At 48.5% G+C, this 19,207-nt stretch carries 25 protein-coding genes; 17 read left to right on the plus strand and 8 right to left on the minus strand.

The window, feature by feature from the left end; translation table 11 throughout:
- Positions 1-9 precede the first annotated feature (9 nt).
- The 7 genes from BKD12_RS08920 (at position 10) to BKD12_RS17260 (ending at position 4,665) form a co-directional block, all read left to right on the plus strand.
- Positions 10-468 (plus strand): hypothetical protein, encoded by a 459-nt coding sequence (locus BKD12_RS08920; RefSeq protein WP_070088978.1) that lies wholly within the window; start codon positions 10-12, stop codon positions 466-468.
- A 190-nt stretch (positions 469-658) separates the two neighbouring features.
- The gene (locus tag BKD12_RS08925; RefSeq protein ID WP_070088979.1) at positions 659-1,357 is read left to right on the plus strand and encodes a DUF4405 domain-containing protein; all 699 of its coding nucleotides are present in this window, start codon (positions 659-661) and stop codon (positions 1,355-1,357) included.
- A 20-nt stretch (positions 1,358-1,377) separates the two neighbouring features.
- Positions 1,378-1,767: an ABC transporter permease subunit gene (locus BKD12_RS08930; RefSeq protein WP_070088980.1), complete on the plus strand. Its 390-nt coding sequence runs from the start codon at positions 1,378-1,380 to the stop codon at positions 1,765-1,767.
- A complete protein-coding gene (locus tag BKD12_RS17565) occupies positions 1,703-1,879 on the plus strand; it encodes a transporter substrate-binding domain-containing protein (protein WP_242872748.1) in 177 nt (58 codons plus the stop codon). Before BKD12_RS08930 ends, BKD12_RS17565 begins: the two co-directional genes overlap by 65 nt.
- Before the next feature lie 35 nt (positions 1,880-1,914).
- Positions 1,915-2,448, plus strand: a complete 534-nt coding sequence (locus tag BKD12_RS08935; protein ID WP_070088981.1) for a flavodoxin family protein — start codon at positions 1,915-1,917, stop codon at positions 2,446-2,448.
- A 41-nt stretch (positions 2,449-2,489) separates the two neighbouring features.
- A complete protein-coding gene (locus tag BKD12_RS08940; protein WP_070088982.1) occupies positions 2,490-3,527 on the plus strand; it encodes an aldo/keto reductase in 1,038 nt (345 codons plus the stop codon).
- A gap of 43 nt (positions 3,528-3,570) precedes the next feature.
- Positions 3,571-4,665 carry a cyclophilin-like fold protein gene (locus BKD12_RS17260; RefSeq protein WP_070088983.1) on the plus strand — a complete coding sequence of 365 codons (1,095 nt, stop codon included), beginning with the start codon at positions 3,571-3,573 and terminating at the stop codon, positions 4,663-4,665.
- A gap of 104 nt (positions 4,666-4,769) precedes the next feature.
- Here the strand turns inward: BKD12_RS17260 and BKD12_RS08950 are convergent, their stop codons facing one another.
- The gene (locus BKD12_RS08950) at positions 4,770-5,207 is read right to left on the minus strand and encodes a cupin domain-containing protein (RefSeq protein ID WP_070088984.1); all 438 of its coding nucleotides are present in this window, start codon (positions 5,205-5,207) and stop codon (positions 4,770-4,772) included.
- 27 nt (positions 5,208-5,234) lie between these two features.
- The gene (locus BKD12_RS08955; RefSeq protein ID WP_070088985.1) at positions 5,235-5,588 is read right to left on the minus strand and encodes a MerR family transcriptional regulator; all 354 of its coding nucleotides are present in this window, start codon (positions 5,586-5,588) and stop codon (positions 5,235-5,237) included.
- A 296-nt stretch (positions 5,589-5,884) separates the two neighbouring features.
- On the opposite strand from BKD12_RS08955, the gene BKD12_RS17265 reads away from it, so the two are divergent.
- The 4 genes from BKD12_RS17265 (at position 5,885) to BKD12_RS08975 (ending at position 10,738) form a co-directional block, all read left to right on the plus strand.
- Entirely contained in the window at positions 5,885-6,544 is a 660-nt protein-coding gene (locus BKD12_RS17265) for a hypothetical protein (protein ID WP_070088986.1), read from the plus strand.
- A gap of 179 nt (positions 6,545-6,723) precedes the next feature.
- Positions 6,724-7,173, plus strand: coding sequence for a MarR family winged helix-turn-helix transcriptional regulator (locus tag BKD12_RS08965; protein ID WP_070088987.1), 450 nt, complete (start codon positions 6,724-6,726; stop codon positions 7,171-7,173).
- Positions 7,170-8,918, plus strand: a complete 1,749-nt coding sequence (locus tag BKD12_RS08970) for an ABC transporter ATP-binding protein (RefSeq protein ID WP_070088988.1) — start codon at positions 7,170-7,172, stop codon at positions 8,916-8,918. The genes BKD12_RS08965 and BKD12_RS08970 overlap by 4 nt, the downstream gene beginning before the upstream one ends.
- 2 nt (positions 8,919-8,920) lie before the next feature.
- Positions 8,921-10,738: an ABC transporter ATP-binding protein gene (locus tag BKD12_RS08975; RefSeq protein ID WP_070088989.1), complete on the plus strand. Its 1,818-nt coding sequence runs from the start codon at positions 8,921-8,923 to the stop codon at positions 10,736-10,738.
- Between the two features lie 70 nt (positions 10,739-10,808).
- Here the strand turns inward: BKD12_RS08975 and BKD12_RS08980 are convergent, their stop codons facing one another.
- Entirely contained in the window at positions 10,809-12,443 is a 1,635-nt protein-coding gene (locus BKD12_RS08980) for an ABC-F family ATP-binding cassette domain-containing protein (protein ID WP_070088990.1), read from the minus strand.
- Positions 12,444-12,652: 209 nt separating this feature from the next.
- On the opposite strand from BKD12_RS08980, the gene BKD12_RS08985 reads away from it, so the two are divergent.
- Positions 12,653-13,510 (plus strand): patatin-like phospholipase family protein, encoded by an 858-nt coding sequence (locus tag BKD12_RS08985; RefSeq protein ID WP_070088991.1) that lies wholly within the window; start codon positions 12,653-12,655, stop codon positions 13,508-13,510.
- Positions 13,511-13,536: 26 nt separating this feature from the next.
- On the plus strand, positions 13,537-14,541 hold the full coding sequence (gene pdxA, locus BKD12_RS08990; RefSeq protein ID WP_070088992.1) for a 4-hydroxythreonine-4-phosphate dehydrogenase PdxA: 1,005 nt from the start codon (positions 13,537-13,539) through the stop codon (positions 14,539-14,541).
- Here the strand turns inward: pdxA and truA are convergent.
- Complete coding sequence (gene truA, locus BKD12_RS08995; RefSeq protein ID WP_070088993.1) at positions 14,529-15,272, minus strand: tRNA pseudouridine(38-40) synthase TruA; 744 nt, start codon at positions 15,270-15,272, stop codon at positions 14,529-14,531. The two genes, pdxA and truA, sit on opposite strands and share 13 nt — an antisense overlap.
- 115 nt (positions 15,273-15,387) lie before the next feature.
- On the opposite strand from truA, the gene BKD12_RS09000 reads away from it, so the two are divergent.
- Entirely contained in the window at positions 15,388-15,864 is a 477-nt protein-coding gene (locus tag BKD12_RS09000) for an acyl-CoA thioesterase (protein WP_070088994.1), read from the plus strand.
- A gap of 15 nt (positions 15,865-15,879) precedes the next feature.
- Here the strand turns inward: BKD12_RS09000 and BKD12_RS09005 are convergent, their stop codons facing one another.
- On the minus strand, positions 15,880-16,155 hold the full coding sequence (locus tag BKD12_RS09005; protein ID WP_070088995.1) for a hypothetical protein: 276 nt from the start codon (positions 16,153-16,155) through the stop codon (positions 15,880-15,882).
- Positions 16,076-16,501: a hypothetical protein gene (locus BKD12_RS09010; RefSeq protein WP_070088996.1), complete on the minus strand. Its 426-nt coding sequence runs from the start codon at positions 16,499-16,501 to the stop codon at positions 16,076-16,078. The genes BKD12_RS09005 and BKD12_RS09010 overlap by 80 nt, the downstream gene beginning before the upstream one ends.
- A 109-nt stretch (positions 16,502-16,610) precedes the next feature.
- Between BKD12_RS09010 and BKD12_RS16945 the strand changes: the two genes are divergently transcribed.
- Positions 16,611-16,769 carry a hypothetical protein gene (locus tag BKD12_RS16945; RefSeq protein ID WP_176730950.1) on the plus strand — a complete coding sequence of 53 codons (159 nt, stop codon included), beginning with the start codon at positions 16,611-16,613 and terminating at the stop codon, positions 16,767-16,769.
- Between the two features lie 39 nt (positions 16,770-16,808).
- Here the strand turns inward: BKD12_RS16945 and BKD12_RS09015 are convergent, their stop codons facing one another.
- Both BKD12_RS09015 and BKD12_RS09020 read right to left on the minus strand, forming a co-directional pair.
- Positions 16,809-17,039 (minus strand): chorion class high-cysteine HCB protein 13, encoded by a 231-nt coding sequence (locus BKD12_RS09015; protein WP_070088997.1) that lies wholly within the window; start codon positions 17,037-17,039, stop codon positions 16,809-16,811.
- 72 nt (positions 17,040-17,111) lie between these two features.
- Positions 17,112-17,744: a J domain-containing protein gene (locus tag BKD12_RS09020; protein WP_070088998.1), complete on the minus strand. Its 633-nt coding sequence runs from the start codon at positions 17,742-17,744 to the stop codon at positions 17,112-17,114.
- Positions 17,745-17,874: 130 nt separating this feature from the next.
- Between BKD12_RS09020 and BKD12_RS09025 the strand changes: the two genes are divergently transcribed.
- The gene (locus tag BKD12_RS09025) at positions 17,875-18,765 is read left to right on the plus strand and encodes a S8 family peptidase (protein ID WP_070088999.1); all 891 of its coding nucleotides are present in this window, start codon (positions 17,875-17,877) and stop codon (positions 18,763-18,765) included.
- Between the two features lie 76 nt (positions 18,766-18,841).
- Positions 18,842-19,207 (plus strand): YlxM family DNA-binding protein, encoded by a 366-nt coding sequence (ylxM, locus tag BKD12_RS09030; protein ID WP_070089466.1) that lies wholly within the window; start codon positions 18,842-18,844, stop codon positions 19,205-19,207.

A 19,207-nucleotide genomic window follows, 5' to 3' on the forward strand; every position in this document is an offset into this window, starting at 1 on the left:
GAAGGGAATATGAAGATACAATCGGCGGGACAGCAGAAGTACCAGGATTTGATCCGAAAACCGGCAGAGCGGGTAAGGACTGCTATGATCGTGTGGATCAGCCTGGCGTGTCTGGCCTTTATCAGCTTTTTTTCTAATGTGTGGGTCGCGTTGATCCTGGCGGCAGCAGCGGCTGTGCTCGCCGCCAGAAATATAGGGGCGCGCAGAGTCCTGGAAGGGGCGCTTGACGGCATAGAGGACCGGGAAGATTTTTTCTGTCAGCTTATGGAAGGTAATACCATGGAATTTCCGGGGTATCCGGTCGTGGTCACCAGAGAATATCTTGTGACCGCATATCAGACCGTTTTGGTTTACCGGCTGGAAGAGGTCAAGAAGACTGGAAGGGAAGAACTGAAAAAGATATTGTTTCCCGGAAAGGTAAAAGTAAACGAAGAAATCCTTAATAAAGTGTCCGCATATATCGGCTGAAGCATATGCCGGCAGATCAGAAATGGTCTGCCGGTTTTTTATTGCCTTTTCCATACTCAAAAGGTATTTTTAGCGATGTTTTAGAAGTATTAGACATGTAAAAATGCATTAAATATAATAATTATGTAAAAAGCCGGTGCCTGCTATCTGCGAAAAATGTGCCGGACTGGCAAAAACTGAGGTGTAAGGAATGAACAAATCTATAAAATCAACGATAAAGCCTGTGGGCGACATCTTCATGACTGTACTGCTTTTATTTTTAATGGGCTATCAGTTCTGGGGCGAGACGGCTCATGAATGGGCCGGGACGCTGATGCTTTTGCTGTTTATCGCCCATCACATACTGAACGCAGGCTGGTATAAAAATATTTTTCGTGGCAGGTATACGCCGATACGGATTATTATGACCGTGATTAATCTTGCCCTGCTGGTTACCATGCTCTGTCTGATGGGCAGCGGGATCATGATGTCCCGCCATGTATTCTCTTTTCTTTCTGTCAGCAGCGGGATGGGAACAGCCAGGCTGGTGCATATGGCGGCGTGCTACTGGGGATTTGTCCTGATGTCCCTGCATCTGGGGCTGCACTGGGGAATGATGATGACAAAAATGAGGCAATCTCTGCCTAGCACCGGTCCATCCAGGATCAGAACTGTCATACTCCGCATAGTGGCTGCGGTCATTGCAGTGCATGGGGCGTATGTATTCATCAGCCGGAATCTCATCACATATATGCTTTTGCAGACACAGTTTGTTTTCCTGGATTTTGGCGAATCTCCGATATCCTTTTATATAGATTATCTGGCAATGGCAGGGCTGTTTGTCTGGATCGTCTATTATCTGACCATGATATTCAGAAGGAAGAAAAAGGAATATAGAAAAGCAGATTAGAAGAGGGAGTGATAGAAACGATGATCAATGAACGACTGGCAGAGATACTTATCGATTCTTTCTGGGAGATACTGATACCGGGACTGACTATGACCATTCCACTGACTATACTGGCGTTTTCACTGGCCATGGTGATAGCAGTTATCACGGCCATGGTACAGTTTGCAGAGATAAAAATACTGAGGAAGGTGGCGCGGTTTTACATATGGGTGATCCGCGGGACCCCTCTTTTGGTTCAGCTGTTTGTTGTTTTTTATGGTCTGCCAAACATAGGCATACTGATCGAACCATTTCCGGCGGCTGTACTTGTCTTTTCCATCAACGAAGGAGCATCCGGATGCAGACGTGAAGATCGCAGCGCTGACGGACGACGCCTCGGAAGTAGCGATCCCGTTCAGAAAAGGGGATGAGACAGCCAGTCTGCGGGAGGCGGTCAACCAGGCCATCAGTGAATTGAGAGAATCCGGTCAGCTCTCTGAATTATCGGAGAAATATTTTGGAACAGATATTTCTCAGGAATAAATGAGAAGCAGAATGAAAAAAGGAGGAGGTTGCAAATGAAGATTGTAATTTTACAGGGAAGTCCGAATAAAAAGGGATCCACCAATATTTTAGTTGAGAATTTCAGCAAAGGAGCGGAAGCGGCAGGGCACAGTGTCATAAGGTTTGATCTTGACGAGATGAATATCCGTCCATGTACCGGATGCGTGACATGCGGATATGAAGGACCCTGTATCCTGCATGATGACAATCAGAAAATAAGAGAGGCCGTCCTGGACGCTGATATGATTGTTTTTGCAACACCGCTTTACTACTATGGTATGTCGGCACAGCTTAAAATTGTGACCGACCGGTTCTGTGCATATAACAGCAGTATTACCAGAAAGCATCTGAAGGCAGCTCTTCTTGCGGTCGCATGGAACAGCGACACCTGGACATTTGATGCGCTGGAAAGTCATTATCGTACACTGGTCAGATATCTGGATCTGCAGGATCAGGGCATGGTACTTGGAAGGGGCTGCGGGACTCCTGCGATGACAAGACACAGCCAGTATCCGGAAATGGCGTATGAGCTTGGAAACCGGCTGTAGAGGCTGTAGTATTAGAAGCAAGTAGAAAGAGGAGAATGAATATGCGGTATGAAAAATTAGGAATGTCGGAGTTGAATGTCTCAAGGATCTGTATGGGCTGTATGGGGTTTGGAGATGCTTCCAATGGACAGCATTCATGGACCATTGACGAGAAACATTCGCGCGAGATTATCCGGCGCGGACTGGAACTTGGAGTTAACTTTTTTGACACGGCCATTGGTTATCAAGATGGTACCAGTGAACAGTATCTTGGACGGGCACTGAAAGATTTTACCAGTCGGGATAAGGTTGTGGTCGCAACAAAATTTTTGCCCCGTACCAACGAGGAGATAGAAGCAGGCATCACCGGTCAGCAGCACATTGAGCGGATGCTGAATAAAAGCCTGGAAAATCTGGGAATGGATTATGTAGACCTATATATTTATCATATGTGGGATCACCGGACTCCGATCTATGATATCCTTGATGGTTTAAACCGGATGGTCAAAGCCGGGAAAGTCCGCTACGTCGGCATCTCAAACTGTTTTGCCTATCAGCTGGCAAAAGCCAATGCTTTGGCAGAAAAAGAAGGATTTGCAAAATTTGTGTCCGTTCAGAGTCATTATAATCTGATCTTCCGGGAGGAAGAGAGGGAAATGGCAAAGCTGTGCGCAGAGGATCATATTGCAATGACACCTTACAGCTCTCTGGCAGGAGGAAGGCTTTCCAAACATCCGGGAGAAACATCCAAGAGACTTGAGGAAGACGATTATGCAAGGCTCAAATATGATGCGACAGCAGGGCAGGACAATGTGATCATTCAGCGGGCAGCCGAACTGGCGGAGCGCCGCGGTGTGAGCATGACCGAGATCTCTCTTGCATGGCTGCTTACAAAGGTGACGGCTCCTGTAGTGGGTGCAACAAAGCTTTCTCATATTGAAGGAGCGGCGAAGGCAGTAGAGTTAGAATTAAGCGAAGATGAAATTCACTATTTGGAAGAGCCGTATATTCCGCACCGTCTGGTTGGCGTGATGGCTCAAAATACAGCTGCATCTTCGGGGGAGTCCCATGTCTGGACGACAGGAAAACAAAAAATCTAAACCAGAAACCATGCAGATATTCTGCAGAAGAAAGGAGACGAGTATGAAGAAAAGAGGAACAGCTTTATTACTAGCCTTGACACTTGGTATTTGTATGGCAGGCTGTGGCGCACAGTCAGAAGAGACAGATGACAGCAGCCAGACCGCACAGACCCAGGATGACACGGATACTGGAAATTCACAGGAAGAAGAGCAGGGCAGCGCAGGCGGACAGGGAAATGTTCTTGTGGCATATTTCTCCTGGGCAGACAATGCCGTTCTCGAAGACGATGTGGATGCCGTGTCTTCGCCAAGCGTGATCCCACCCGGAAATGTTCAGCAGCTTGCAGGCTGGGTACAGGAAGAGACTGGCGGAGATCTGTTCTCTATAAAGGTGACAGATCCCTATCCAAGTGACTGGGATGAATGTCTGGATCGTGCAAATGAAGAAGTTTCGGAAGACACAAGGCCGGAGCTTACAGAAAACGTAGAAAACCTGGATCAGTACGATACGGTCTTTCTGGGCTATCCTAACTGGTGGTACGGCGTCCCCATGGCGCTGCTGTCTTTCCTGGAGAATAATGATCTGTCCGGCAAAGACGTATATCTCTTCTGTTCCCACGGCACGGGAGGACTTGCTGACAGCGTGGACATCATAACAGAAGCGGTGCCGGATGCAGAGATTTCAGATAATATCTTTGACTGCTACGAGGAAGATGCATCGTCCTCCGAGGAAGTGATCCGTGAGTGGGTGCAGGAACTTGGATACAGCGGCGCCCAGAGTGAAGATGCGGTTCAGGGAAATACTCTGAACCTGCAGATAGGCGATACTGTCCTGACGGCTGAGCTTGCCGACAATTCTTCAGTGGATGCACTTCGGGAGATGCTCTCGGCCGGACCTTTAGAAATTGATATGCAGGATTATGGTGATATGGAAAAGGTGGGAAGTCTCGGACAGGATCTGCCTGTCAATGACGAACAGATTACGACCGAGGCCGGAGATCTGATCCTGTATCAGGGAAATTCCTTTGTCATCTATTATGCACCCAATACATGGAATTTTACACGGCTTGGAAAGATCAACGGTGTGAGTGCGGAAGAACTGCAGGATATTCTGGGTGAGGGAGATGTAACAGTCACCTTGTCCCTGGCAGAATAAGGTCTTTGAACAACAGGAAAGACGGGAGAATTAAATAAGTGGCAGGAAACAGACAGGGAGCGAAATTGGTGATTACCGATTTCGCTCCCTGAATTCGTGGCTATTTACTGTAATTTAGCGTAGGTATCATCATCTACCGCTTCCAGCCACTCATTGCTGGTTTCTGTTCCCGGAGCCTCAAAAGCGATGTGAGAGAACCAGCTGTCTGCCTTGGCTCCATGCCAGTGCTTTACTTCCGGTGGAATTACGATGACAGTTCCCGGCTCCAGGCTTACAGGATCTTTTCCTTCTTCCTGATACCAGCCGCTTCCGGCAGTACAGATCAGAATCTGTCCGCCTCCTGTCTTTGCGTGGTGGATATGCCAGTTATTGCGGCATCCCGGCTCGAAGGTGACGTTTGCGAGTGCGATGGATCCTTCCCCCGGTTTTGTCAGCGGATTTAAATAGGAATCACCGATAAAGTACTGGGCAAATGCAGAGTTTTCTTGTCCCATACCAAATACGTTTACTTTGTCAAATGTTTCTTTGTCTTGAATCTTCATAATAAAAACCTCCTGCTAAATTGTTTTTTAAGTTTCTTGATTTTTACGGATATTGTGGCGGAGATAATCCAGGTTACTCAGCTGTTTTTCATGGAAATGAATCTCATCCAGCAGACTTCGCCGCTTTAACTCCAGCATCTTAAGACGCTGACTTTCGCTGCATTCCTGCTCCAGAAGAAGTTTCATGTAAGTTTCAATTTCCGTATTTTCAAATCCGATATCACGCAGTGTCATGATCATGCTAAGGCGTTCCAAATCGGTATCGTCATACTGCCAGGAGCCCATTACTTTTTTGACTGCTCCGCACAATCCCCAGCGCTCATACTCATGAAGTATTTCAAGAGGTATATGATAGCGCTCGCTTGCCTCATCAATTGTCATTTGTTCCCTCCTCTCGGAATAACATTTCGTTCACAATGGAAGAGATACTATATAAAGTATGATCGTTCTTTTGGAACAATTTCATTATAGCTTTCACAAAGACATACGTCTAATGCTTATATTAAATCTTAATAAATGCCCGTACTGCATTTTTGGGGTTCGACAGTCTATGCCCGTGTAGCTTTTTAAGAAACACGCTGTAAGTCCAAACCTGATGGTATCTACAGAAAAACAAATCGGTTCTTCTGCAGACCTCAAAAGTATTTTATAATGACTCATATAAAGGAGAAATATGTATGAGTGGATTGTTGAAGCAATTAGAGAAAAAACGGAGCATAGTATTGATTCTTATGTCCCTGGCCGTTGTGCTGATGCTCTCAGGGTGCAGCGGCACGGAAGAAGAATCCCAGCCCGCCTCTTCCGGTGAAGAGGAGGCGTATACACTGGAAACAAAGGTAGAAGACGTGATCAATGATCCGGCCTTTGGAGATTATGGGAGACTGATCTTTCCGGCGGACCGGACAATAGACGACGATCTCACGCTGCAGGACGTGGGAGAGATCCTGACCTGGTATAACAATGTGAATCCTGAGCGGACAGTAGCCATTGCGAATGAGCTGAGAAAGCAGGCGGCATCCGGAGAACAGATTTTTTATGATATCTATACAGATGAGGAAAAAAGGGAAGATCCGGACAAAGAAAATACAGGTCTTTTTTTCTTCCGGGGAGATCCGGGGGCTAAGACAGCCATTGTAAATGCGGGAGGAGGATTCGTCTATGTGGCGGCTATGCATGACAGCTTCCCGCATGCCATGGAGTTATCAGAAATGGGATATAATGCCTTTGCGCTGATCTACCGGCCGGGAGCCGATACTGCCTGCGAGGATCTGGCAAGAGCCATCGCCTTCCTTCATGAACATGCGGAGGAGCTTCAGATTGATATGGAAGACTATTGATTGAACGGGCGGCCAGCTTCTGGGAAAGTAATATGGGAGAATAGAGAAGAATAGAATATAGGATTTAAAACCCCGGCAGGATGAGAACTTTCCTGCCGGGATTTTTTATGCAGCGCCCTTGACTTTAGTCCGAAGTCGTACTATAATCATGGTACGATTTCGGACTAAGGAGGTTCCAGATGAAAATATTTCAAGAAGAAGTGCTGCAGCAGTTTAATCATTTTTATAAAGAACTGGATGATCTTTATCATGAGATTTCCACTGCGACAGGATTATCAGACAGTGCGTTTGACGTTATGTATGTAGTTGCCACTTTAGGGGATGGGTGTCTGCAGAGAGATATCTGCCGGGAAGCGTTCGTAAGCAAGCAGACGGTAAACTCTTCAGTGCGGAATCTTGAAAAGAAAGGGTTTCTCCTTCTTGAGCAGCATGGGAGAGATAAGCAGATATACCTTACGGACCAGGGAAAAGAATTTTCAGAGCAGAAAATACGTCCTGTGATCCAGATGGAAAACGAAATATTTATGGATCTGGAACCGGAGGAGAGAAAAGAATTTGTCCGTCTTTTCCGAAAATATGTAGATATATTTGAAAGACATGAGAAGATATTGCTGGAGGATCTGAAATGAAACTGGTATTACGCTTTTTAAAGCCATATCGGCGGTTATGCGGACTTACCATACTCGCTATGCTCCTTGACGTGGCGGGAGGGCTGATCGTTCCCCGTCTGACCGCGGATATGATCAACATCGGTATAGAAAGCGGCAGCCTGTCCTTTATCATCCAAAAAGGGCTTGCAATGCTGGCGGCCACTCTTGCGGCAGGCGCAGGAGCGCTGCTGGGAAGCTGGCTGTGTGCGGATCTGTCGGCAAAAATAGGAAAAGATATGAGAAATGCTGTCTATGAGAAGTCGCTTACCTTTTCAGACCATGATTTTGACCAGTTTGGGACAGGCTCCATGATTACCCGTACACTCAATGACATTAATATCATACAGCAGTCAGTGGTCTGGTGTATCCAGATGGTGCTGCCGGTTCCGGCTGTTTGCGTGATGGGGATTGCCATGGCATTTGCGGTGGATCAGGTGATGGGATTTCTGCTGATTGGAGTGACGCTTCTGATCGTTATCCTGGCAGTGATCGTTACCCGGAGAGCATCAGAAATTTTCGGACGCCTGCAAAGGTTGCTGGACCGGATGAACGTAGTGCTGCGGGAGAATCTGACAGGGGTCAGGGTGATCCGTGCTTTCCGGAAGGAAAGAGATGAAGAGGAGAGGATGAGAAAATCCTTTGAGGATTATGCAGAGACGTCGATCAGGGCAAATCTCTTGTTTGCAGGACTGGAAAGTACCGCCTTTTTTGTGATCAATATCTGTATTGTGGCGATCCTGTGGTTTGGAGGAAACCGGATTGGAGCCGGATACATGCAGATCGGTGATATTACTGCACTGACGGAGTATTCGATTCTGATCTTATTCTATATCATCATGGCCCAGATGGTGATCATCCTGCTCCCAAGAGCCAGAGTGTGTATCCGGAGAGTCAGCGAAGTGCTGGAAAAGGAGCCTGGAATCCTGGATGGTCAGGTAAACAGAGGGGAAAAGGAATACGGACTGGCAGAAGGCCTTCATGGAGAAGACGTGGTGGCCGCCAGATTCCTCGATGTGTCGTTCCGCTTTCCGGATGCAGATGAATATGCATTGAAAAATCTTAGTTTTTCCTGTAAGAGAGGGGAGACGACAGCGGTAATAGGAGGAACCGGAAGCGGAAAATCTACTATTGCAAAGCTTTTGCTCCGTTTCCATGATGTGTCGGAGGGTCAGGTGCTGGCAGGCGGGAAGGATGTCAGGGAAATCCCGCAGGAAGAGCTGCGCAGGCATATTGCCTATGTACCTCAGAAGGCATGGCTGTTTTCGGGAACAGTTGCGGAGAATCTGAGGCAGGGAAATGAAAAGGCTACGGAGGAGGAAATGCGGCATATCCTTTCGGTTGCCCAGGCTGATTTTGTAAACGGGCTGCCGATGGGATTGCATGCCCGGGTATCCCAGGGCGGCACCAATTTCTCCGGCGGACAGAGGCAGCGCCTCGCTATCGCCAGGGCTTTGATGAAAAAGGCGGATCTCTATATTTTTGATGACAGTTTTTCAGCGCTGGATTTCAAAACAGACGCTGCGCTCCGCCATGCCCTCAAAACAGAGGTGGCGGATGCTGCCGTACTGATCGTGGCCCAGCGTATTAACACGATCCTGAACGCAGATCAGATCATCGTACTGGATGAGGGGAAGATCGCCGGTATCGGGAAGCACAGCGAATTGATGCAAAGCTGCCTGGTATATCAGGATATTGCAAGATCGCAGATGAAAGGAGAGGCATAGATATGGCTGAGTATGAAAATACCCAGTATACAGACGAGATGGAGTTTGAGGTGCCCAAAAAGTCCAGAGAAACGGTAAAACGTTTGTGGAAGTCTATGGGGAGGCAGCGTATCCGTCTTATGATCGTGGCTGTTTCTGTAGTTTTTTATACAGTGCTTTCTGTGGCGGCCCCGGTTTACAGTGCGAAGATCGTAGACCTTCTCTTTAAGGAGATTAAGGCGGCCATTGAGACAGGAGATATTTTCCGTGTATCCTGGGAGCATGTGGGACGGGAAATCATGATCCTTCTTCTTATCTATACAGTGACAGGGATTCTGTACATGTTTCAGAGCTTTCTCATGGCCAGCTTTGCCGAGCGCCTGAGCCTGGAGCTTCGGACAAAGATCAGCAGGAAACTTTCAAGGCTGCCTCTTTCTTATTATGACGGGCATCAGCCCGGAGAAGTGTTAAGCCGTGCCACCAATGACCTGGATAAAATGGCTGAAGTCATGCAGACAGGGCTTTTGAAGTTATTTACGGCGGTAGGTATGGTAGCCGGATCCCTGATTATGATGTTTTACTTTCATGTGGGACTGACGTTGGTGTTTTTACTTTTTACTGTGCTTGCGATGCTGTCCACCAGCTTTTTCTCTGCAAAGACACTCCACTGTGCTGCAAAGAGGCAGCAGGCGGTAAGCCTGGTGACCCGCAGGGTGGAGGAAGCTTACAGCGGGCGGACTGTGATCAAGGCATTTACCCAGGAAAAAAACAGCCGGAAAGACATGGAGGAGGCTGTAGAAGAGCTGGCCAGGACCTCAAGGAAAGCAGACTTTATGATGAATGTGGTCAACCCTTTTATCCGTATGGTCAACCGTCTGGGGCAGGCGGTGATTGCCGTGTTTGCCGGAAAGCTTTTGCTGGACGGCGTGCTGAGCGTGGGCGTGTTCCAGGCCTTTTTCCAGTACGTGTACCAGGCATCGGAGCCTCTGACAGAGGCGGCATATATGATCAATTCGCTGCAGTCTTCCATAGCGTCCGTGGAGCGGATCTTTCAGCTGCTGGACGAAGAGGAGATCCGGAAGGATCCATCACATCCGGCGGAAGTTCTGAATGCAGAAGGATATGTGGAGTTTTGCCATGTGAAATTTGGGTATACGAAAGAGCATATTCTGATGGATGATATCAGTTTTGCGGTAAAGCCGGGACAGAAGATCGCAGTGGTGGGAAGTACCGGATCCGGAAAGACAACACTGATCAATCTCCTGATGAGGTTCTATGAGGTGAATGGCGGGCAGATTCTGTTAGACGGCAGAGATACTGCAGATATGACCTATGCAGGACTTCGGGGAAATTTCGGAATGGTACTTCAGGATACATGGCTGTTTGACGGGACCATTGCGGAGAATATTGCTTACGGGAGACCTGGGGCGTCAAGAGAGGAGATCATAGTGGCAGCAAAGGCGGCCAGGGCGGATTTCTTCATCCGGACGCTGCCAAAAGGGTATGATACGGTAATCCATGGAGACGCCGAGACGATATCCGCAGGACAGAGACAGCTCCTGACCATAGCACGGGTGATGCTGACAGATCCGGCGGTCCTGATTCTGGACGAGGCTACCTCCAGTGTGGACACGAGAACAGAGATGGAGATTGGAAGGGCAATGAGTGAACTGATGCAGGGGCGGACCAGCTTTGTGATCGCCCATCGTCTTTCTACCATTGTAGATGCGGATCTGATCCTTGTGATGCAAAACGGAAATATCATTGAGAAGGGGAACCATCATACCCTGCTTGACGCCGGAGGTGCATACGCGGAACTTTATAACAGTCAGTTTGCATAAAATGAGGCTCCCACGCAGAGCGGTTATTGTTTTCTCTGCGTGGGGAGCCTTTTTAAATGAAATAAAATGATTAATCCTCGTCTTCGGTCTGTACCGAGTAGGTCTGGCGTTTTCTTGCCATCTCGTCGCTTTCCAGATATTCGTCGTAGGTGGTGATCTTGTCGATCAGCTTTCCGCCGGGCACGATCTCCATGATGCGGTTGGCGGTAGTCTGAACGATCTGGTGGTCACGGGAAGTGAAGAGGATCACGCCCGGGAATTTGATCATACCGTTGTTGAGAGCGGTGATGGATTCCATGTCCAGGTGGTTGGTAGGCTCGTCCAGGATCAGCACATTGGCTCCGGAGATCATCATCTTGGACAGCATACAGCGGACTTTTTCGCCTCCAGACAGAACGCTGACTCTCTTTACGCCGTCGTCGCCGGAGAAGAGCATACGGCCTAAGAAGCCGCGCACATAGGTGACGTCTTTTTCATCGGAATACTGGGTCAGCCATTCTACGATGGTATAGTCGTTCTCGAATTCTGCGCCGTGATCCAGCGGGAAGTAAGCCTGGGAGGTGGTGATTCCCCACTTGTAAGTTCCTTCGTCCGGTTCCATTTCGCCCATCAGGATCTGGAAGAGAGTGGTCTTTGCCAGCTCGTTGCCTCCCACGAAAGCCACCTTATCGTCATGGTTTAAGGTAAAGGAAATGTTATCCAGTACCTTTTCGCCGTCAATGGTCTTGGACAGGCCTTCTACGGTGAGAACCTCATTTCCGATCTCGCGGTTTGGACGGAAGTCAATGTAAGGATACTTCCGGCTGGAGGGCTGGATGTCGTCCAGCTGGATCTTCTCCAGGGCACGCTTTCTGGAAGTCGCCTGTTTGGATTTGGAAGCGTTGGCGCTGAACCGGGAGATAAATTCCTGGAGCTCTTTGATCTTTTCTTCCTTTTTCTTGTTGGCTTCCTTCATCTGACGGATCAGAAGCTGGCTGGACTCATACCAGAAATCATAGTTTCCGGCATAGAGCTTGATCTTGCCGTAGTCGATGTCTGCGATCTGGGTGCAGACTTTATTTAAGAAATAACGGTCGTGGGATACCACGATCACTGTGTTTTCAAAGCCGATAAGGAACTCCTCCAGCCAGGCGATGGCGTCCAGGTCCAGGTGGTTGGTAGGCTCGTCCAGGAGCAGGATGTCCGGATTGCCAAAGAGGGCCTGTGCCAGAAGGACCTTTACCTTTTCCGGTCCGTTTAAGTTTTTCATCATCTCATAGTGAAGTTCGGTGCCGATGCCAAGACCGTTCAGAAGAGAAGCGGCGTCGGATTCAGCTTCCCAGCCGTTCATGGCGGCAAACTCGGCTTCCAGCTCGCTGGCCTTGATGCCGTCCTCATCTGTGAAATCTTCTTTTGCATAGATCTCTTCTTTTTCTTTCATGATCTCATAGAGGCGGGCGTTTCCCATGATGACTGTGTCCAGAACCGGGTAGTCATCGTATTTAAAATGATCCTGCTGCAGGAAGGAAAGCCGTTCTCCAGGAGTGATGATGACCTCTCCCTTGGAAGGCTCCAGCTGTCCGGAAAGGATCTTTAAGAAGGTGGATTTTCCGGCGCCGTTGGCTCCGATCAGGCCGTAGCAGTTGCCTTCGGTAAATTTGATATTCACATCCTCAAACAAAGCTTTTTTTCCGACGCGCAGCGTCACATTGCTTGTACTGATCATAAGATTCATTCTCCTTACTTAAAAAATGTCCGGCGTGTCTGCCGGAGCGCGTATCAGTTGGTTACATACATTGCCTATCTTAGCAAATATATCCGGAAATGGCAAGGATAGAAAGCGCCTGTGTGAAAAAATTTGTCATCCGGGAAAGTTATGGTTTTCCAAACCGGGAATCCGGTATATAATATCCGGTAGAAAGTGGGGTAGAATTTATGCAGAAAGCAACAATGGTACTGGAAGGCGGAGCAACCAGAGGCGTTTTTAGCTCGGGAGCTCTGGATTATCTGATGGAACAAGACTTTTATACGTCCCATGTGGTCGGCGTATCCGCCGGTTCCTGCAACGGTGTGGACTATGTGTCAAAGCAGATCGGCAGGACCAGGGACTGTATGATCCATAAAGAAAAAGAGTATGATTATCATGTGGGATTCAGGAAGTTTGTAAAAGAAAAGAGTATCCTGGATATGGATATGGTGTTTGACAAATATCCGAAAGAAATTTTTCCATTTGATTTTGACACCTATTTCGCTTCGGAAATGGAATGTGAAATTGTCACAACCAATTGTGTGACGGGGAAAGCGGAGTACATGACGGAAAGGAGCGACAGAGACCGGCTGATGAAGCTCTGCCGGGCATCCAGCAGTATGCCGCTGGTCTCGCCGATCGTTAATGTAGACGGCGTGCCGTACCTGGACGGGGGACTGGCGGATTCTATTCCCGTGAAGCGGGCACAGGCGCTTGGAAATGAAAAGATCATCGTGATCCTGACCCGCAATCCGGGCTATCGGAAGAAACCGACATCCAGAGGAGTTAAGAGTCTCTACAAAAGAGCTTACAAAAAGTATCCTAATCTGGTGCGCACAGCAATCAAAAGGAGCATGATCTATAATCAGCAGATGGAACTGGTGGAAAAGCTGGAGGATGAAGGAAAGATTTTTGTGATAAGGCCTTTGATTCCGACGGTGTCAAGGCTGGAGAAAAATTATGATGCTCTGATGCATTTCTATGAACACGGATACCGGCTGATGAAGCGGCAGTATCAGGCGCTCCAGGAGTATATGGAAAAGTAGGAAAAGACGGAAAAAGGAGAATCAGGATGCGTAAACCAAGGATAGCGGTTCCTATCGGGGATCCGGCAGGGATCGGGCCGGAGATCGTGGCAAAGGCGATGTCGTCAAATGAGATTTCCGATGTTGCGGAATGTATCGTGGTGGGAGACAAAAGGATCATGGATCGGGCTGTAAGATTTGCGGAAGTGGAGACGCTTAAGATCCGTTCTGTGACGAATCCGGAAGAGGGGGATTACCGTCCGGGCGTCATGAATCTGATCGATCCTTCCAACCTTGGCCCAAATGAATATGAGATGGGAGCCGTGAACGGAAAGTGCGGGAGAGCCGCCTATGAATACATTGAAAAAAGTGTGAAGCTTGCGCTGGACGGCCGGGTGGATGCGGTGGCAACAACGCCCATCAACAAAGAATCCCTAAAAGCCGGCGGGATCAATTACATCGGCCATACGGAGATTTTCGGCGTGCTGACAGAGACGAAGGATCCGCTGACTATGTTTGAGACAAGAGGGCTTCGGATCTTTTTCCTGACCAGGCATGTATCTTTAAGAGAGATGCTGGAAATGATAAAGAAAGAGCGGATCATAGAATATGTCAAGAGGTGCATGAAGGCTCTAAAGCAGCTGGGCGTAGAGAATGGGACTATGGCGGTGGCGGGGTTAAATCCCCACAGCGGAGAACATGGTCTGTTTGGATGGGAGGAAGAAGAGGAGATCGTTCCTGCCATTGAAGAACTGAAGGCAGAAGGGTATGATGTGGAAGGCCCTGTAGGGGCTGATTCGGTATTCCACCAGGCGGCGGAAGGAAAATACAACAGCGTACTGTCCCTGTATCATGACCAGGGACATATCGCCGCTAAAACGCTGGATTTCCATCGTACTATTGCCGTGACATGCGGGATGCCGATCCTTCGGACCTCTGTGGATCACGGAACCGCTTTTGATATTGCGGGTACCGGGAAGGCCTCAGAGGTTAGCATGATCGAAGCCATAAAAGTAGCGGCCAGGTACGCTTCAAATATTTACTGTCCGTAGGTGATCTCCTGCAGATACAGCCCCTTGGGGTCGCAGGGATCACTGGGATGCTGGATGCCGGAGAAGATATCCTCGATATCTTCTCTTTTTCTTGTGCCAAAGCCGATATCCAGAAGGATGCTGACGATGAATCTTGCCATGTTGTGAAGGAAATCGTCCGCATGGATCAGGATCTGCATCTCTTCAGTGTCTCCATAGATCTGGATATCATAAATCTCCCGCTCGGTATTCTTGCTCTTTTTGGCGGAAGAAAAGTTGCGGAAATCATGCTTCCCAAGGAGCAGAAGCGCTGCCTGCTGCATCAGCTTTTTGTCCGGGATCTGGAAGCAGTGGAAGGTGTATTTCCGGTCAAAGACGCTGGGAACGTCGTCGATGGTCATGCGGTAAATATAGGTCTTGGAAGTGGCATTGAGCTGTGCGTGAAAGCGCTCCGGCATTTCCTCCACCCCGGTGATGGCAATATCCATGGGGAGATAACGGTTCAGGTAATGTTTGATCTCCGCAAGAGGCATGTCACATTCTGTTTTAAAATTTGCCACCTGTGCATAGGCGTGGACGCCTACCTCTGTGCGGCAGCCACAGTTCAATTCGATCAGGTATTCACCTGTCATTTTCTTTAATACTTCAATGATTTTATTTGAAATCGTATTATTGGATTCATTTTTTCCAAGACGGGTCCAGCCCTGGTAGCGGCTGCCGTCGTATTCGATCGTGAGTTTAATATTTCTCATAGCAGACACCCTTTCCTAAAAATCAGTTTTAGTATATCAAATCTTGTGGTATAATGAAAGAGCGTGACGGCAAAACAGAAAAAAATCTTAGAAACGCAGGAAATGGAGCATATTTATGAGTACTACGACAAAAAAGGTATCAGACTCTGCAACAGAGACACTCCATATTGTACGGCCAAACCATCTGAATGCGGCAGGGCGTCTGTTCGGAGGCGTACTGATGCAGTGGATCGACGAGCTGGCGGGGCTTGTGGCAAAGCGCCATTCGCATATGAATGTGACCACGGCTTCGGTGGATAATTTGAGATTTTTAAAAGGAGCTTACCAGAGAGATGTAGTGGTAATCTCCGGGAAGATCACCTATGTGGGAAATACATCCATGGAGGTCCGGGTGGACAGTTATGTAGAAGATCTGGATGGCGTGAGGACGCCGATCAACAGAGCTTATTTTACAATGGTGGCTCTGGATGAGAATGATAAGCCATGTACCGTGCCGCGTCTTACTCTTACCACAGACGAAGAGCGGGAGGAATGGGAGAAGGCGAAGCTTCGCAAAGAGGTGCGCCTGATGAGGAAAGAAGTGGGAATTTAGTCAATCCCCACTTCTTTATTTTTTCAGCATTCCATGCATCATCTTTAGCATCTGATCAATCCGTGCCTGCTCTTCTTCGGATTTTCCCTCTTTGAGTATGGATATGATCATGGTCATTTCATCAGGGGTAAAACGGATCCCTTTTTTATTGGCGCTGGTGATGAGTGCCATCATTACAGGAGCCAGAGCCTTACCGCTTTTCCCTTTTGTCTTACTGGCTGCGCTGCGGATCAGCTCCAGCTTCACCGGATCCATATTCTTCAGCATCGGATGGTCCATCCATTCGTTCATCGTCTTCAAACCCTCCTTTCATAAAATCCTGCATAAAATCTGCGGCATCTGCGTGCTGCATCATTTCCATCATATTCATCATGGCCTCCATTTGTTCTAGATTTTCCCGCTCTTCCGGGCTCATATAGGCTTTCAGTTCGCTGAAGAGTTCCAGAGGGCGGGAAGCGGCAGGGAAGCCGCGGAAATGTTCCATAGTATAGGAAAGCTCCGCAAATTTAATATACACCGCCAGAAAATGCTGGGCGGAAGGCGGAGTGTATGGAAGCAGGAGTTTCAGCGTGTAGAGCCCCGGCGGAGTGATCAGGCTGTCAAAAGGCGTCATGAGCCTGGGAGGCTTTTGTTCCATAGGCACTCCTTTAGATAACGTTGTAAATATATATGAGCAAAGTATAAGAATTATGAAGAACGGGAACATATATTATGGTAGAAATCACTTCAAAAAGGAGGATTGGGAAATGGAACGGCGTCTGATCATTGACGGAAATGAGGTATATGAGATTGATGAAGCCTGCATGATAAAAAAGAAGGTAGAAGTCCGCGAGGAAGAAGACAGAAAAAAACATGAATCCCATCTGAACAGATATCAGCATGGATATCAGCAGGGGAAGAAATAAAAAACGGCGGGATGTATTACCCCGCCGTCAGTCTTAAAATTAGCAGTCACAGCCGCATCCGTTGCCGCCGCCGAAGCCGCCGCAGCAGCACAGGAGAAGGATGATCCACAGGCAGCTGTCGTTTCCGCATCCGTTACCGTTGCCAAAGCCGCCGCAGCAGCACAGAAGAAGGATGATCCACAGACAGCTGTTGTCGCCAAATCCACAGCCGCCTCTTCCCATTGCGGAATCACAGCCGCATCCACAGTTTGTAGCACTTAAATCACTCATGCTTAAATCCTCCGTTTAATGAAGTTTACAGTACATAATATGCGGAAGGATCTGATGTGTGAAATGCGGTGCCTAATATTTTACCAGCCGCTTGACAGAGTGCTGGAAGGAGTACGCTTTCTTCTGAAGCTTCAGCTTGTCAAGGGCGGAGACGCTTTTCTTTACATAGTCATCATACAGCGTCAGCAGATAGGAAATGGTAATGTTACGGTTTTTATACCAGGTAAACAAAAGCCAGTTCATGATATCCGGATGCCAGTACCGTTCCGGAATGTCTGCGCTGCGAAGCGTGAGCACATGCCTGATAGCTTCCATAGAAAGCTGGGTCAGTCTGGCGCTTCTTTGCTTTTCTTTAAAAAGCAGGTCGCTTTCTGTAATGATATCATAGAGGTCGTTGGCTGACTTCCAATAGATTACAAATCCGGCCTGTTCTTCGGCTTCTCCGGCAGACTTTTTCAGGTCATATGTCTGCATAACGGAACGCCGTCCGGTGATCTTACGGTCATATTCTGCTCTTTTTACACGGTCGGACAAAATAGCATATGCTTCCAGGATTTCCTGCATCTGCTGCGTGGTATCAATGCCGTCTTTAAGATTGGCGTCCGGATGAAACCGCTTAGCCAGAGTATTTTTGGCGGCAGTGATCTCCTCCGCGGTAGCTTTGACAGAAACTCCCAGTATGTCATAGTAGTTCTTATCTTCCATTTGATATCTCCCCTTATGATGATCCCCTTAAACATCATAACAATAGTACGACAAATCGGCCTGGAAATCAATAGCTGGTTACAGATGGTTTCTTTTCGGAATATTCTGATAAAAAAAGGAACTTTATAGTATGGACAGGGTGAAAAAGATCATCAATTACTGGTGTAAAGATACAGAGGGAAAGACATGTCTGGGACGCGGCATTACGGCTGCCGTGCTGGACACCGGCATTTCGCCGCACCCGGATCTGAAGGGAAGGATCCGCGGCTTTCAGGATCTGGTGCATCACAGGAGGGATTTATATGACGACAGCGGACATGGAACCCATGTGGCGGGCATCCTGCTGGGAGACGGGAGGATGTCGGGAGGAATCTTAAGCGGGGTCGCTCCGGAGGCAGCGGTGGTGGCGCTGAAGGTACTGGATGAAAAGGGAGATGGGAGCGTGGAGAATATTCTGGCAGGCCTTCGGTGGGTGCGGGAAAACCGGAGACGTTACGGGATCCGGATCGTGAATCTGTCTGTGGGAGCAAAGGCGGATCTGGATGCCGGAAAGGAGCAGGAATTTTTAAGGGGCGTGGAACAGCTGTGGGATGAGGGGCTGGTGGTGATCGTGTCAGCGGGCAACCAGGGACCGGCTAGGGGCACGGTGGCAGTTCCCGGGACCAGCCGTAAGGTCATCACTGTAGGAGCGCTGAAGACGAATGAAAGGATTCAGGATATAAGCGGGCGGGGACCCACGAAAGATTGTGTAGTGAAGCCGGACCTCCTGGCGCCGGGATATCAGATCCTGTCCTGCAGGAATCAGTTTGGCAGAAGAACGGGGTATTATACGGTCAAAAGCGGAACCTCTATGGCAGCGCCGGTGGCGACCGGAGCCGCGGCTTTATATCTGAGCAAATACCCCGGAGCCACGAATGCAGAAGTGAAGCTCAGGATGATGGAGACCTGCCGGAGGATAAAAGAAAGGGACGGAAGCCGGGCGGGAAGAGCCCTGGATGTAGCGCATTTTCTAAATGGCTAAGCCGGAAAGCGGCATGCGTCCAGAAGAAATTATGGCTGTCAAGAAAAAAACCTTGACACCCGTGCTTTTTTTCGGTATGATAGCACAGGTGATAGATGTGAATAAGATTTTAGAGCAGGCGCTGCTTTTCGATTTTTACGGAGAGCTTCTGACAGAGCACCAAAAAGAAATCTACGGACAGTTCATACAGGAGGATCTTTCCTTAGGAGAGATCGCAAAGGAAGCCGGGATCAGCCGGCAGGGCGTTCATGACCTGGTACGGCGCTGCAGCCAGACGCTTGCGGGCTATGAAGAGAAGCTGCATCTGGTGAGCCGATTTATGACTGTGAAGGAAAAGGTGCAGAGAATCAACGAACTGCTGGAAGGATATCAGGAGCAGGATACATCCGGAGTAATGCTGGAGATCCGCAGGATATCCGATGAGATCATAGAGGAGTTATAA

The organism is Merdimonas faecis, assembly GCF_001754075.1.
Lineage (GTDB): Bacteria > Bacillota > Clostridia > Lachnospirales > Lachnospiraceae > Merdimonas > Merdimonas faecis.